The sequence below is a fragment of the Flavobacterium sp. UBA4854 genome (assembly GCF_002399805.1).
Classification (GTDB): domain Bacteria; phylum Bacteroidota; class Bacteroidia; order Flavobacteriales; family Flavobacteriaceae; genus Flavobacterium; species Flavobacterium ginsengisoli.
The window spans coordinates 30,926-44,297 of sequence record NZ_DHEI01000092.1; the positions used below are offsets into that span (position 1 = coordinate 30,926).

Genomic DNA, 13,372 nt, shown 5'->3' on the forward strand with positions numbered 1-13,372 from the left:
GTAATCGAAACTTCAATTTTTCTTCGATTATCAGGACAGACATTTCGCGTTACAAAATCCTTTAATAATAGTTTATCTACCAAACGTGTTGTGTTGCTCGTTTTAGCAAGCATTCTCTCTTGTATCACGCACATATTAGCAGGTTTTCCTTTTTGCCCTCTTAATATACGTAACACATTATACTGTTCTCCAGATAAATCATACGGTTTGATCAACTCGTTGAAATGATCCTGAATCACATTTTGCGTGTACATGATATTCAGAATAACTTTTTTCGCATTATCCATCTTAACCGTACTCTTAATAACCTCTTCAATTGTCATAGTCGTAAGTGTATAATTTGTATATACAAATGTATAACTTTTAATAGTTGTATATACAAATGTTTTGTTAATTTTTTGTTAACACGAATAAATAGGCTTTTTGAAAGAACTAAAAGAATAGTTTTCGATATTAAAATTAAAGTAAATTTTTAATATAACATATTGATATGTTGTATATTAATTATTTTTTAAAACTAAAAGAAAGTTTTGATTTTAAATATTAGTCAAATGACTTTTTGTAAGATATTTTAAAAGTGTAAAATCTTAAAAATCAGCTGGATTTATAATTTATTGGAATTCTGAGAGCAGAAAACCTTTTGCAATTTGCTTGAAATTAGCAATTTCATTGTTTATCCAAGCTTCATCATGTTCCAATTCTTTAGCAATTACTCTGGCTGTTTTCTCCGAAACTTCAATTGCAGCTCTAGCATCTAAGAATAATAAACGAACTCTTCTTGCCAGTATATCATCAACAGTTCTTGCCATTTCGTAACGAATTGCCCAAACAACTTCTGCCATTGTAAATTCGTGATTAGGATGTAGTTTTTCTTTTAATACCGTTTCGCTTTCTTGCAACTCGATTATTTTCGGAATATCTGTACCATATATATAGAGGTGATTTTCTCTATCAAATGATGTAGTAGGTTGACTTCCGTGAATAGAAAGATGCTCTGTTGTACAGGTTCTCTTTGGTAATTTGCCTGTTTTGATGGCTTTGTCAATTATATCTTCAGCAATTTTTCTGTATGTTGTCCATTTTCCTCCAGTGATGGTAATAAGACCAGTTTCAGAAACTATAATTTTATGGCTTCTAGAAACTTCTTTAGTGCTTTTACCTTCTTCTTTTGGAGCTGCCAAAGGGCGTAATCCTGCAAAAACAGCTAATACATCTTTTCTTTCGGGTTTTTTAGCTAAGAATCGCTGAGATGTTTCCAGTACAAATTGAATTTCGCTTTCCAAAGCAATTGGCTCTAAGCTTTGTTTCTTTATTAAAGTATCAGTCGTGCCAACCACAACACGATTATGCCACGGAACTGCAAACAAAACTCTTCCATCTTTTGTTTTCGGAATCATTAATGCGTGATCGCCAGGCAGAAATGATTTGTCAAAAACTAAATGAATTCCCTGACTCGGAACAATGTATTTTTTATAAACATTATCATTGAGTTTCATGATAGCATTTGTAAAAACTCCTGTGGCATTTATAATAGCAGAACCTTTTAATTCGTATTTAATTCCGCTTTCTTGATCCTGAACCTGAACTCCAATTACTTGATTGTTATTATCCTTTATTAAATTAAAAACTTTAGTATAATTTAAAACACAAGCTCCATTTTCTACCGCAGTTTGAGCAAGATTGACAGCAAGACGAGAATCATCAAATTGGCCATCGTGATAAATTACGCCATTTACTAAACCATTTTCTTCTACGTTAGGAAGCATTTCAATAGTTTTCTTTTTCGAAAGATATTTTGAACTTCCTAAACTTAAACCGCCAGATAAAAGATCATAAATTTTAAGTCCGATAGTGTAAAAGTAACCGCTTAACCAATGATAGTTTGGAATAACAAAAGATTGATTTTTTACCAAATGACTTGCATTTTGTGCCAATAATCCTCGCTCTTTCAATGCTTCTCTAACTAAATGCACATCTCCTTGCGCCAAATAGCGTACTCCACCATGAACCAGTTTAGTGCTTCGGCTTGAAGTTCCTTTTGCAAAATCTACCGCTTCAAATAAGATTGTTTTATAGCCACGACTTGCCGCATCAATTGCAGTTCCTAGTCCGCTTGCACCTCCGCCAATAATTATTACGTCCCAATTTTCTGTATTTTGTAGTTTGGTTAATTGCTCGGAACGATTCATATTTTTTACTGGACTTTTTGTTTAAAGCAAACTTAACGAAATGAAATTAAAAATTGATGAAGAAAAAAGTTTCAGGTTTCAGGTTTTCGGTAGGCAACGTTAAACGTGAAACTTGAAACAAAAACAAACCCGACAGATTCATAGAACCAGTCGGGTTATCAATTTTATATATTGTTTATTTATATCAATCGTTTTTCAAATGCTTTTCTTGCAGAGCCTCTAAAATACACTTCGCCGCAATACGTATATTTTAATCTGTCTAAAATTTTCAACATCGGAGTATTATCGAAGTTTGTGTCAACTTTTATACTGTAAATGTTATTTTCAACAGATAAACTTTCAATCTTTTCAAATAGCTTTGTTGCAATCCCTTTTCCTTTTGCCAATTTCGAAACGGCTACGCGATGCACAACAGTATAATTGCCATCAGTAAGCCATTTTCCTTCGATATTTTCGTAAGCAGGTTCTTTATCAAAAATAATAGCCGCATAAGCCAGAATCGATTCGTCTTCTGTAAAAACATATCCATAACCATTTTCGATATCGATTTTAATAGAAAGTTCGTTCGGATACCCATCTTGCCACTGTGTGCTTCCTTCTAATCGTCTTTGTTCAATTGCATCTTGCAGTATTTCCCAAATTGCAGGCACTTCAGAAAGAACTGCTTTTCGTAATACTAACTGTTCTGTAGAATTCATTTTTGGATTTACTTTATAAAAAATTAATGAGGCAATTTATCTTTAATCAAACCATAAACCCAAGTTCCCGCAATTGCACTTAGTAAAGTAACTACAATTACAGTAGCGCCTGTACCGATTTGAGCAAAAAGCGGACCTGGACAAGCTCCAGTAATGGCCCATCCGAAACCGAATAATAATCCGCCGTAAATTTGTCCTTTATTGAAAGTCTTTGGTTGGATTTCGATTTTTTCTCCATCAAGAGTTTTGATGTTGAATTTTTTAATCAATTGTACTGATATTAATCCAACAACAACAGCGCATCCAATTACGCCATACATATGAAATGACTCCAAATTGAACATTTCTTGAATACGGAACCAGCTGATGATTTCGGCTTTTACGAATACAATTCCGAAAAAGATTCCAACAATTAAATATTTAAGGTTTGCAAATGCGTTTTCTTTTTTCTGGCTTGCGTTGATTCCTTCGCCGTCTATATTTTTATTTTCTAAACTCATTTTTGAAATTTTAAAGTGAAAGAATATAAGGTAAAATCAAAAGTGCCATTACAAAACCACCAATCATAAAACAGATAGTAGCTACCAATGATGGCCATTGTAAGTTTGATAATCCCATAATCGCGTGTCCGCTTGTACATCCGCCAGCGTAACGAGTTCCGAAGCCAACTAAAAATCCGCCAACAACAATCATAATAAATCCGCGAAGTGTTAATAAACTTTCCCAAGAAAATAATTGTGCCGGAACCAAACCACTATGATCTGTTATTCCGTAAGTTGCTAATTTCTCTGATAATTCAGGAGCAATCTCTACCGGATTTGGATTCGATAAAAAATGAGCACTAATAAAACCGCCTAAAAATATTCCAAGAACAAAGAATAAATTCCAGCTTTCTTTTTTCCAGTCGTATTTAAAAAATGAAATATTCGTGGGAATACAAGCCGCACAAATATGACGAAGCGAAGAACTAATCCCGAAAGATTTATTCCCAATAATTAATAAAATTGGAACAGTTAATCCAATCAGCGGGCCTGCAACGTACCAAGGCCAAGGCTCTCTCAAAATATCTAGTAAACTCATATATAATTTAAAAATTAAGTGTTTTCTATACCATATAAGTTATATAAGAAATTATAAGTTGGAGTTTCTTATATAACTTAGAACAGTTGAGTAAATATAAGAAGTGGGTTTAAAAATACCCCAAACTAAAATGAACTTATATCACTTATATGGTAGAAATTTATGTTTAATGTTTATGCTTTCAAAACCTTGCTTTGACAAACAAAATCTGATTTTGGAACATTGGTTTTAGAAATTGCTCCGAAACCACCTTCAACCTCAGAGAAGTTTCTGAAACCTCTTGCTTGAAGAATAGAGGCAGCAATCATACTTCTGTAGCCTCCCGCACAATGAAGATAAAAATGCTCATTTGGATTAATGTCTTTTACCCAATCATTAATATAAGCGAGAGGTTTGCTGTAAGCATCGTCAATATGTTCTGCTTCGTATTCTGTTTCTTTACGAATATCTATGACTTTGTCTTCGCCAAGTTTAAATTCATTAGCAAATTGGTCTGCAGTAATTCGGTTTACAATGTCAATTTCGAAACCTGCATTTTGCCAAGCTTCAAAACCGCCTTCCAAATGTCCAATAATCGTATCAAAACCTACACGGCTTAAACGAGTTACCGTTTCTTCTTCCATTCCAGCAGCAGTAACCAATATAATTGGCTGTTTTACATCGGCAATTAAAGTTCCAACCCACGGCGCAAAATCACCGTTGATTCCGATATTAATAGACTGCGGAATAAATCCTTTACTGAAATCAGCTGCGCTTCTTGTATCTAGAATCAAAGCACCAGTTTCTTCAGCTACGGCTTCAAAATCTTTTACGTTTATCGCTTTCATTCCGTTGTTTAAAACAGTTTCAAAACTTTCGTAACCACCTTTGTTCATCGCAACATTCATGCTGAAATAGGCAGGAGGAGGCAATAAACCGTCAGTTACTTCTTTTATAAATTCTTCTTCGGTCATATTAGCGCGCAAAGCATAATTGGTCGCCTTTTGATTTCCAATAGTAGAAACAGTTTCTTTGCTCATGTTTTTTCCGCAAGCACTTCCCGCACCATGCGCTGGGTAAACGATTACGTCATCAGCCAAAGTCATGATTTTATCTCTTAATGAATGATATAAAATTCCAGCCAATTGATCTTGTGTCATTCCGGCTGCTTTCTGAGCTAAATCAGGACGTCCGACATCTCCAATAAACAAAGTATCGCCAGAGAAAATAGCGTGATCTTTTCCGTTTTCATCAATAAGTAAGAAAGTGCTGCTTTCCATAGTATGTCCTGGAGTGTGCAAAACTTTAATAGTTATTTTTCCGATTTTAAATTCCTGTCCGTCTTTTGCAGAAATGCAGTCAAATTCGCAGGCAGCATTTGGTCCGTAAACGATTGGCGCTCCTGTTTCTTTACTTAAATCAACGTGACCCGAAACGAAATCGGCGTGAAAATGCGTTTCAAAAATATATTTCAGCTTAACGCCATCACGCTCTAAACGATCCAGATAAGGCTGAATTTCTCTAAGCGGATCAATAATGGCCGCTTCGCCATTTGAAGTGATATAATATGCACCTTGAGCGAGGCATCCGGTGTAAATTTGTTCTATTTTCATGATAGGTATTGTAAAATGATGGGTTACAAAGGTAACTTTGTTTTTTAAAAAAATAGGTGACTAATGTTACAGAAATTAGGTTTTTATGTAAAAAAAAGTGCAGTTTGCCATATTCGATTGAGATAACTTAATTTTAAGTTGAGCAATTACGCTTTAAGCTTTAATTTTGCATATGACGAATATCATTTCAAAACAAAAAAGAAAATGAACACACAGGACTTAATAGATCAAATTGCTTTTATAAAAGAAATTGATAAAGTAAAATACATTCAGCGCAAGACAAAATTGTTCAACAGCGACCGATGCGAAAATGATGCAGAACACAGCTGGCATTTGGCTTTAATGGCAATTGTTCTGGCAGAACATTCCAATGAACCCATTGATGTTTTGAAAGTCGTAAAAATGGTTTTGATTCATGATATTGTCGAAATTGACGCAGGCGACGTTTTTATTTATGATACCGTAAAAAGTCATGACAATACAGATGAAGAACGTTTAGCAGCAAATAGAATTTTTGGTTTGCTTCCAAAAAAACAAGCAGAAGAGTTTATTTCGATTTGGGAAGAATTTGAAGCAGGAGAAACCAACGAAGCCAAATTTGCAAGATCAATGGATAGATTAGAGCCTTTGTTGCAAAATACATCAAACAACGGCGGAACTTGGAAAGAGTTCGGCGTGAAATACGATAAAGTTTACGAAAAGAAAAGCGTCATTAAAAATGGTTCGGCATCTTTATGGAATTATGCCGAAGGTTTGATTAATGAAAGTGTCGAGAAAGGGATTTTAGAAAAATAACCAATAATAAAACGCAATCAAAATCAAACATAGCCTGCGGTTTCAACCGCAGGAACTCATGCATAATCACGATACGTTTCCCGTGGTTGAAACCACGGGTTATGTTTGATCATGTAAATCTATACGCAATATTGTCATTTCGACCGGAGGGAGAAATCACACGCGGGATTCCGCAACGTATATTTCCAATCTTTGTTGAGTTTCTAGTGTGATTTCTCCTTTCAGTCGAAATGACAAATTTCGTGATAAACTTTAAGTGTAAACAATACCTTTAAATTGTTGAAAAGTTTAACAAATATCAGACGATAAACTTTTTTTAAAGGGCGTTAATTCGGGTTCTAATGGTTAAATTTGTGGAACTTCATAAACAAATTACCATTATGGAAGAAATGCTCTTTTATGATCGAATGCAATTTGCCTTCACGATCACTTTTCATTATCTTTTTCCTCAACTTACAATGGGTCTTTCGTTGATCATTGTGTACTTCAAGTGGAAATATCTCAAAACTAAAGACGAACAATACAATCACGCCACACATTTCTGGATGAAAATCTTCGCCCTCAATTTTGCAATGGGCGTTGTAACCGGAATTCCGATGGAGTTTCAGTTTGGAACCAATTGGGCAAAATTCTCCGAACTTACAGGCGGAATCATCGGCCAGACATTGGCGATGGAAGGAATGTTCTCGTTCTTCTTAGAATCTTCTTTTCTCGGATTATTTCTGTTTGGAGAAAAACTTCTCGGACATAAATGGCATTTTGTAACTGGATTATTAATCATGATTGGTTCGTGGGCGAGTGGTTACTTAATTATTGCCACACATTCTTGGATGCAGAATCCAGTTGGTTATGAAATCTTAGAAAACGGAAAATTTGTTCTGAATAATTTTCAAGCTTTATTTTTAAATCCTTGGCTTTGGCCTTCGTATTTACACAATCAAGCAGCTTCTTTAGTAACGAGTTCTTTTGTTGTCGCTGGAATTGGAGCTTTCTATATTTTAAGTAATAAAAATGTTTCTTTCGGGAAATTGTTCTTGAAAACGGGCGTTATTTTCGGATTGATTTCGAGTGTAATTGTTGCTGTTCCAACAGGAGATTTATTGGCTAAAAATGTAGTGAAATACCAGCCTGTAACTTTTGCCGCTATGGAAGGAATTTTTCATACCGAGAAAAAAGGTTCAGAAATTGTCTTAATCGGTCAGCCTGATGTAAAAGATAAAAAACTGGATAATAAAATCGCTGTTCCAAATATTCTAAGTTTCCTGACTTATGGAAACTGGGATCAGGAAATAAAAGGTTTAGATCAGTTTGAAGAAGACTTGCACCCAACGAATATTTCTGGATTGTATTATGCCTATCATATTATGGTTGGACTCGGAACGGTTTTTATTGGACTAATGGTGCTTTCGCTTTTCCAATTAATTAGAGGAAAATTGTTTGAAACCAAATGGATTTTATGGTCTCTAATGTTCATGATGCCGTTTCCGTACATTGCCAATACAACAGGCTGGTACACGGCCGAATTAGGAAGACAGCCTTGGCTGGTTTACAATTTGCTGCGAACTGCCGCTGGAGCTTCACCAACAGTTTCATCTGGAAATACCTTGTTTACATTGCTTGGTTTTATTGGTTTATACCTTTTGTTGGGAATGCTGTTTTTGCTATTAGTTGGAAAAATTATCAATAAAGGTCCGCGCCATGTGGAACTTTCAACAGAAAAAATATAAGTATGGAATTTTTTTGGTACGTAGTTTTAATGGGAATTCTGGCCGTTTATCTGGTTTTGGACGGTTACGATTTTGGTGCAGGAATTATTCATTTATTTTTTGCTGATACAGAAAAAGATAAAAAGGCAATTACCAATGCCATTGGTCCGTTTTGGGATGCCAATGAAGTATGGCTGATTGCAGCGGGAGGAGTTTTGTTTTTTGCTTTTCCGACTTTATATGCATCATCTTTCAGCGGATTTTATCTGCCTTTGATTATGATTTTATGGCTTTTGATTTTCCGTGCAATCGGACTGGAAATGCGCGGACAAATTCACAATCATATGTGGGAAAGTATTTGGGATAAAGCTTTCGGAATCGCGAGTTTGCTTTTGGCTCTTTTCTTTGGAATTGCTTTAGGAAACATCGTTCGCGGTGTAAATCTCGGAATGGTTCAAAATGGAGTTTCTACGCAAGAAGCGCATTTTTTCTTTCTGCCTTTATGGAATCCTACTTTTAGTCCGCAAGCAGATGAATTGGGAATTATTGACTGGTTTACGCTTTTCTTAGGAATTGTGAGTGTTGTGGCATTGACGATTCACGGGGCAAATTGGATTATTTATAAAACGAATTCGGCGCTGAATCCGAAATTGAAAAATGTAATCTTTAGACTGAACTTTGTTCTGTTGATTTTAGTCTTTATTTCTTTGGGAATTTGGCATTTTATCGAACCTAAACCATTTCATAATTTTGTTGAAAATCCAATTCTTTGGTTTTTTCCTTTAATGACTTTTGTTGGAATTGGGGGATTATTCAAAGTGCGTTCATTTAAAAAAGACGGTCACGGATTTATTTTTTCAACTTTATTTTTAGTTGGAGGATTTGCTTCTACCGCTGTTTCAATATTTCCGAATGTTCTGCCTTCAACCAATAAAGTGAATCCGTCATTAACCATTTATAATACTGCTGCTCACGAATACGGATTAAATGCTGGTTTGAGCTGGTTTTTTATTGCTTTGTTTCTGGTGATTATTTATTTTATTATTCAATATCGAGTTTTCAGTGGGAAAATGGATGATGTTGGGTATGGAGAACATTGATTTTTTGTTTGCCACTAATTGCACGAATTTTCACGAATTAATATTTTGAAAATATAATCAAATGCCTCCAGTTTTAACTGGAGGTTTTTTGTTTGAATTTGAATTGGACTTTAGCCAAATTTTGGCTAAAGCTTTTTTATATAAATTTGTTTACCTCCAACTAAAGCTGGAGGCAATTTAATTGTATAGTGAGAAAAATATGTATTTTTACCAATCAGATAATTTTTCGAGAATTTTAAATATCTTTGAATTATGAGCACAACAGCAAAACCAAAACATATAGGAAGAAACATAAGCCGAATTAGAGAGCTTAAAGGAATGAAGCAAGAAGCTTTGGCAATTGCGATTGGTGTAAGTCAGCAATGGGTTTCAAATATTGAATCGAGCGAAACATTAGATAAGGAAAGGCTTTTAAAAATAGCAAAAGCACTTGGTGTGACCGTAGAAGCTATTGAAAATTTTTCGGAAGAATCTGTTTTCAATTTCTTTAATAATTTTTATGATAATAGCGCAAGCAATGGTCAAGGTGCATCTGGACCAATTTTTACTTTTAACCCTTTAGATAAAATGGTTGAACTTTACGAGCGTTTGGTTGAGGCTGAAAAAGAATTAGTTCAAGCTGAAAAGGAAAAAGTTGCATATTTAGAAAAACTGCTGAAAAAATAGTAGAAAACATAAAGATATAAATCAATTGCCTCCAGCTTTAGCTGGAGGTTTTTTGTTTGAATTTAAATTGGGCTTTCGCCAAACTTTGTGGTTTTTGGCTAAAGCCTTTTTTGTATACATTTGTTTATCTCCAGCTAAAGCTTGAGGCAATTCAAAAATGAAAACAGATAAATCAATTAAGAATATTGTTTGCGCATCTATTTATAGAAAAGTAATGAATCCTGAAGAATGGCTTTATTCTTTTGTTCATGTTGGGGACAAATCAGTTGAATTTAATCTTGAAGAAAATGAACTTCCTATTTTTCAAGTTAATAGTTTGAATGCAAAAACGCTTATTACAACTCGTCAAATAATTGAAAAGAAAAGTGATGCCGTAATTTTATCAATTCGTTATGAAGAAATTAGTGATCTCTTTTATGGGAATTTTAAAGAAAAAATAGATAAACCGCAATTATCAATTTTTAAAATTATTGATATTTATGGAAAAAAATATGACTTTCAAATGGAAACAGGTAAAGCTTCAATAGGACTTATCAATGCTGTAAATACCATTCTGCAATTAAAATCTTTAAAACCGAAAAGATCATTTGACCCGATATTGCGTTAGGGATAGGAGCGGTATCCTTTTTCTTGCTTCTTTAGCAAGGAAAAGATACAAGCGGATAGCCCGGCCGAAGGAAACGCCCAAATTATTACCTTCCGAAAATAAATATATTTTGGCAGTTAAAAGTGTATGATAATTTTTACGAAAGATTTAATTACAACTGATAGTTATATTCTATAATGTTAATTGTAAGAAAAAAAAGTGGTTAATGCTTAATATTGCGTATCTAAGAGTTTTTCCCCCTAAAGATTTTTAGAAATTGATTTTTACTAGAAGCTTAAATCTATTTTTACCTACTAAATTATTATGCCTTTAACAATTTTTTCCGACAAGGTTAGATTTCGTTACAAATCTAAAAATTGGCAGTATCAGTTTGATGAAATTAAAGAACTTGGACTGCTTAAAAAAAAGAAAAAATATTTTCTTGAAAACGGTGCTTTTATAGCTGTTACCGCCGCAACGTATTATTGTATGTTATTTTCCAATTTAATGGATCTGTATTACATTATCCCTGCAATTTTGTGTTATGCACTTATTATTGCTGCGAGATTTAGCAATAAGACGGAGTTCGTATATTTTGTTTTTGTGAAAGATATTTACAAGAATGAAATACGAACTAAAATTGCATTAAAAGACCGCAAATTGGTTGGTAAGCAAATCGATGCTTATTTAGATCTTCAGTTTGAACGCAGTGTAAAGAGAACCGCTTAAAAAAATCAGAGATGTTTGTATTTGATATTTTCCATTATGATGCTTTTTTCATAATGGTGGCTTTGATATATGGTTACCTCATTACCAAAAAGAAAAAATTAACGAAACGCTAGTTCGTAATTTATTATGAAATAGTTTTTATGAATACCCAAAACATGTATGGTTATGCCGTTGCGATTTAACGGGTGGCTGTTTTTAGCTATACATGACCCAAATCAGAAAAAGATATGGCCACAACAATAAAAAATAAAATTAGAAATATTAGAGAGTTAAAAAATTACACTCAGGAATACATGGCAGAGAGATTAGGTGTAACTCAGGCGGGTTACAGTAAAATTGAGAAAGGAAAAACATCTTTGAGTTATGAAAAATTGGTTGAGATTGGAAGAATCTTAGATGTTAGTGTAGAGGATATAATTAGTTTTGAATACGATAAATATTTTAGTAATTACGGAAAAATAACGGGCAATAATAACGGAAGTATTCTAATTAATGCAGATAATACTTCGGTATTAAAAGAGCTTTATGAAGATAAAATCCAATTATTAGAAAAATTGCTTAATAGAACTGAAATTGAGCTTGAACGCTATAAAGATAAATTTGGAGAACTTTGAACATTTTAGTTTCATCTTTGTCAAAGTTTAATGCTTTGACAAAGATTACTCTACAAGTGAAACTAAATAAAGTTTTGAAGATTACTATTAGAAAAAAACTTCTTTAGCAATGATATAAAATCCCATTACAAGTACAAACCAGCCAAAGAGTGGTTTTAATTTTGCGCCATCAATTTTTTTAGAAAGTTGACTTCCAACAAACATTCCGATTAAGGCCATTGCAGAAACGCTTAGTAAGAAAGTGTAATTTATAGCTGTTCCGATGTATAAATCGCCTGCAAAACCTATTGAGGAATTGATTGTAATGATTAACAATGAGGTTCCAACCGCTTGCTTCATTGGTAAATTGGCGAAAAAAAGCAATGCAGGAATAATTAAAAATCCGCCACCAGCGCCTAGAAAACCCGTTACGATTCCGACCAAAAATCCAATCAAACTCAATTGCGAATAATTGGGTTCGGCTAATTTTATTTCGGGCTGATTTCTTTTAATCATCGAAATTGCTGCCGTAATCATTAGAATCGAAAAGATAATCATAATTAGAAAATCTTTTGAAACGGTATAAGAAGCAACAGAAAATAGTGTTGCCGCAATTTGTGGAAATATAACTTCGCGTATGATTAAAATTGAAACAATTGAAGGAATAGCAAAATACAAAGCCGATTTCAGTTTCAAATTTCCCATTTTATAATGGCTATAACTTCCAAATAAAGACGTTAAGCCAACAATGAATAAAGAATAAGAAGTGGCTTGGTCTGGATTTACTTTAAATAAATAAACTAAAATTGGAATCGTCAGGATAGAACCTCCTCCGCCAATTAAGCCAAGTGTGATTCCGATTATGATTGAGGCAAAAAATCCTAAATATTCCATTGCATTTATTTTAATGCAAAGTTGCCTCGGAAATTAGAAACCTACAGTAACATTTATCACAGAAGATTTTTTTTGCCACGAATTGCACAAATTTTCACGAATTATTTTGTCAGGCTGAGCGAAGTCGAAATGCTTTGTGAGGCTTCGACTTCGCTCGGCCTGACAATAGGAAATGTTTTTGCCACAGATTAAAAGGATTAGATGGATTTTTCTATTCTTAATAAAAAGAAATCCTAATAATCCTTTTAATCTGTGGCTAAAAAACTATTTCAATAACTCAATCTGGTTTCTGTTGAGTTTGACCAAACCGCGCTGTTCCATTTTTTTGAGTAATCTGGAAACTACTTCACGTGAAGTATTCAATTCGGTTGCAATTTCTTGATGCGAAAGATTTACTTCAGAACAACCGCAAGCATCAGAATGTCTTTTTAAGTAGAATTCTAATCTTTCGTCCATAGAACGGAAAGCGATATTATCAACGACTTCGAGAACTTCTTCAAAACGGCTTCGATAAGTTTCAATTACAAATTCGTACCAGCTTCTATGTTCCATCATCCATTTATCCATCAATTGTAACGGAATCATCATCACAGTAACATCTTCGACGACTTTTGCCATAATTTGGCTTTTTTCGCTTTTAGCAGTACAAATCATCGAAATGGCACAAGCTTGTCCAGGTTGTAGATAATACATTAAAAACTCTCCACCATCTTCTCCTTCGCGATAGATTTTAATTTTTCCTTT

15 protein-coding genes are annotated in these 13,372 nt (G+C 33.9%); 7 read left to right on the forward strand and 8 right to left on the reverse strand.

Features of this window, described 5'->3' with window-relative positions; translation table 11 throughout:
• The 6 genes from B3J44_RS13785 to B3J44_RS13810 form a co-directional block, all read right to left on the reverse strand.
• Nucleotides 1–323, reverse strand: a 323-nt coding sequence (locus tag B3J44_RS13785) for a MarR family winged helix-turn-helix transcriptional regulator (RefSeq protein WP_286968950.1), incomplete at its 3' end; no start/stop codon positions are given.
• Between the two features lie 288 nt (nucleotides 324–611).
• Entirely contained in the window at nucleotides 612–2,189 is a 1,578-nt protein-coding gene (locus B3J44_RS13790) for a glycerol-3-phosphate dehydrogenase/oxidase (RefSeq protein WP_286968951.1), read from the reverse strand.
• A gap of 179 nt (nucleotides 2,190–2,368) precedes the next feature.
• Nucleotides 2,369–2,887: a GNAT family N-acetyltransferase gene (locus B3J44_RS13795; protein WP_286968953.1), complete on the reverse strand. Its 519-nt coding sequence runs from the start codon at nucleotides 2,885–2,887 to the stop codon at nucleotides 2,369–2,371.
• 23 nt (nucleotides 2,888–2,910) lie between these two features.
• The gene (locus tag B3J44_RS13800) at nucleotides 2,911–3,387 is read right to left on the reverse strand and encodes a DUF6691 family protein (RefSeq protein WP_286968955.1); all 477 of its coding nucleotides are present in this window, start codon (nucleotides 3,385–3,387) and stop codon (nucleotides 2,911–2,913) included.
• Between the two features lie 10 nt (nucleotides 3,388–3,397).
• The gene (locus B3J44_RS13805) at nucleotides 3,398–3,967 is read right to left on the reverse strand and encodes a YeeE/YedE family protein (RefSeq protein ID WP_286968956.1); all 570 of its coding nucleotides are present in this window, start codon (nucleotides 3,965–3,967) and stop codon (nucleotides 3,398–3,400) included.
• 173 nt (nucleotides 3,968–4,140) lie between these two features.
• Nucleotides 4,141–5,559 carry an MBL fold metallo-hydrolase gene (locus tag B3J44_RS13810; RefSeq protein ID WP_286968958.1) on the reverse strand — a complete coding sequence of 473 codons (1,419 nt, stop codon included), beginning with the start codon at nucleotides 5,557–5,559 and terminating at the stop codon, nucleotides 4,141–4,143.
• Between the two features lie 204 nt (nucleotides 5,560–5,763).
• Between B3J44_RS13810 and B3J44_RS13815 the strand changes: the two genes are divergently transcribed.
• The 7 genes from B3J44_RS13815 (at nucleotide 5,764) to B3J44_RS13845 (ending at nucleotide 11,755) form a co-directional block, all read left to right on the forward strand.
• Nucleotides 5,764–6,354, forward strand: coding sequence for an HD domain-containing protein (locus tag B3J44_RS13815; protein ID WP_286968960.1), 591 nt, complete (start codon nucleotides 5,764–5,766; stop codon nucleotides 6,352–6,354).
• A 380-nt stretch (nucleotides 6,355–6,734) separates the two neighbouring features.
• The gene (locus tag B3J44_RS13820) at nucleotides 6,735–8,081 is read left to right on the forward strand and encodes a cytochrome ubiquinol oxidase subunit I (protein WP_286968972.1); all 1,347 of its coding nucleotides are present in this window, start codon (nucleotides 6,735–6,737) and stop codon (nucleotides 8,079–8,081) included.
• A 2-nt stretch (nucleotides 8,082–8,083) separates the two neighbouring features.
• Nucleotides 8,084–9,160 carry a cytochrome d ubiquinol oxidase subunit II gene (gene cydB, locus B3J44_RS13825; RefSeq protein ID WP_286968962.1) on the forward strand — a complete coding sequence of 359 codons (1,077 nt, stop codon included), beginning with the start codon at nucleotides 8,084–8,086 and terminating at the stop codon, nucleotides 9,158–9,160.
• Nucleotides 9,161–9,412: 252 nt separating this feature from the next.
• The gene (locus B3J44_RS13830; RefSeq protein ID WP_286968963.1) at nucleotides 9,413–9,826 is read left to right on the forward strand and encodes a helix-turn-helix domain-containing protein; all 414 of its coding nucleotides are present in this window, start codon (nucleotides 9,413–9,415) and stop codon (nucleotides 9,824–9,826) included.
• Nucleotides 9,827–9,983: 157 nt separating this feature from the next.
• Nucleotides 9,984–10,433: a hypothetical protein gene (locus B3J44_RS13835; RefSeq protein ID WP_286968965.1), complete on the forward strand. Its 450-nt coding sequence runs from the start codon at nucleotides 9,984–9,986 to the stop codon at nucleotides 10,431–10,433.
• A 303-nt stretch (nucleotides 10,434–10,736) separates the two neighbouring features.
• Nucleotides 10,737–11,141, forward strand: coding sequence for a hypothetical protein (locus tag B3J44_RS13840; protein ID WP_286968966.1), 405 nt, complete (start codon nucleotides 10,737–10,739; stop codon nucleotides 11,139–11,141).
• 227 nt (nucleotides 11,142–11,368) lie between these two features.
• Entirely contained in the window at nucleotides 11,369–11,755 is a 387-nt protein-coding gene (locus B3J44_RS13845; protein ID WP_198856620.1) for a helix-turn-helix transcriptional regulator, read from the forward strand.
• 87 nt (nucleotides 11,756–11,842) lie between these two features.
• Here B3J44_RS13845 and B3J44_RS13850 read toward each other — a convergent pair whose 3' ends face one another.
• Both B3J44_RS13850 and B3J44_RS13855 read right to left on the reverse strand, forming a co-directional pair.
• Nucleotides 11,843–12,628, reverse strand: a complete 786-nt coding sequence (locus B3J44_RS13850) for a sulfite exporter TauE/SafE family protein (protein ID WP_286968968.1) — start codon at nucleotides 12,626–12,628, stop codon at nucleotides 11,843–11,845.
• 264 nt (nucleotides 12,629–12,892) lie between these two features.
• A partial coding sequence (locus B3J44_RS13855) for a Crp/Fnr family transcriptional regulator (protein WP_286968971.1) occupies nucleotides 12,893–13,372 on the reverse strand: 480 nt, incomplete at its 5' end.

Bases quoted from the DNA above. Each gene is read 5' to 3' on its own strand.
- B3J44_RS13850 (WP_286968968.1), bottom strand. From the start codon at position 12,628: ATGGAATATTTAGGATTTTTTGCCTCAATCATAATCGGAATCACACTT.
- B3J44_RS13795 (WP_286968953.1), bottom strand. From the start codon at position 2,887: ATGAATTCTACAGAACAGTTAGTATTACGAAAAGCAGTTCTTTCTGAA.
- B3J44_RS13815 (WP_286968960.1), top strand. From the start codon at position 5,764: ATGAACACACAGGACTTAATAGATCAAATTGCTTTTATAAAAGAAATT.
- B3J44_RS13805 (WP_286968956.1), bottom strand. From the start codon at position 3,967: ATGAGTTTACTAGATATTTTGAGAGAGCCTTGGCCTTGGTACGTTGCA.
- B3J44_RS13810 (WP_286968958.1), bottom strand. From the start codon at position 5,559: ATGAAAATAGAACAAATTTACACCGGATGCCTCGCTCAAGGTGCATAT.
- cydB (WP_286968962.1), top strand. From the start codon at position 8,084: ATGGAATTTTTTTGGTACGTAGTTTTAATGGGAATTCTGGCCGTTTAT.
- B3J44_RS13830 (WP_286968963.1), top strand. From the start codon at position 9,413: ATGAGCACAACAGCAAAACCAAAACATATAGGAAGAAACATAAGCCGA.
- B3J44_RS13840 (WP_286968966.1), top strand. From the start codon at position 10,737: ATGCCTTTAACAATTTTTTCCGACAAGGTTAGATTTCGTTACAAATCT.
- B3J44_RS13790 (WP_286968951.1), bottom strand. From the start codon at position 2,189: ATGAATCGTTCCGAGCAATTAACCAAACTACAAAATACAGAAAATTGG.
- B3J44_RS13820 (WP_286968972.1), top strand. From the start codon at position 6,735: ATGGAAGAAATGCTCTTTTATGATCGAATGCAATTTGCCTTCACGATC.
- B3J44_RS13845 (WP_198856620.1), top strand. From the start codon at position 11,369: ATGGCCACAACAATAAAAAATAAAATTAGAAATATTAGAGAGTTAAAA.
- B3J44_RS13800 (WP_286968955.1), bottom strand. From the start codon at position 3,387: ATGAGTTTAGAAAATAAAAATATAGACGGCGAAGGAATCAACGCAAGC.
- B3J44_RS13835 (WP_286968965.1), top strand. From the start codon at position 9,984: ATGAAAACAGATAAATCAATTAAGAATATTGTTTGCGCATCTATTTAT.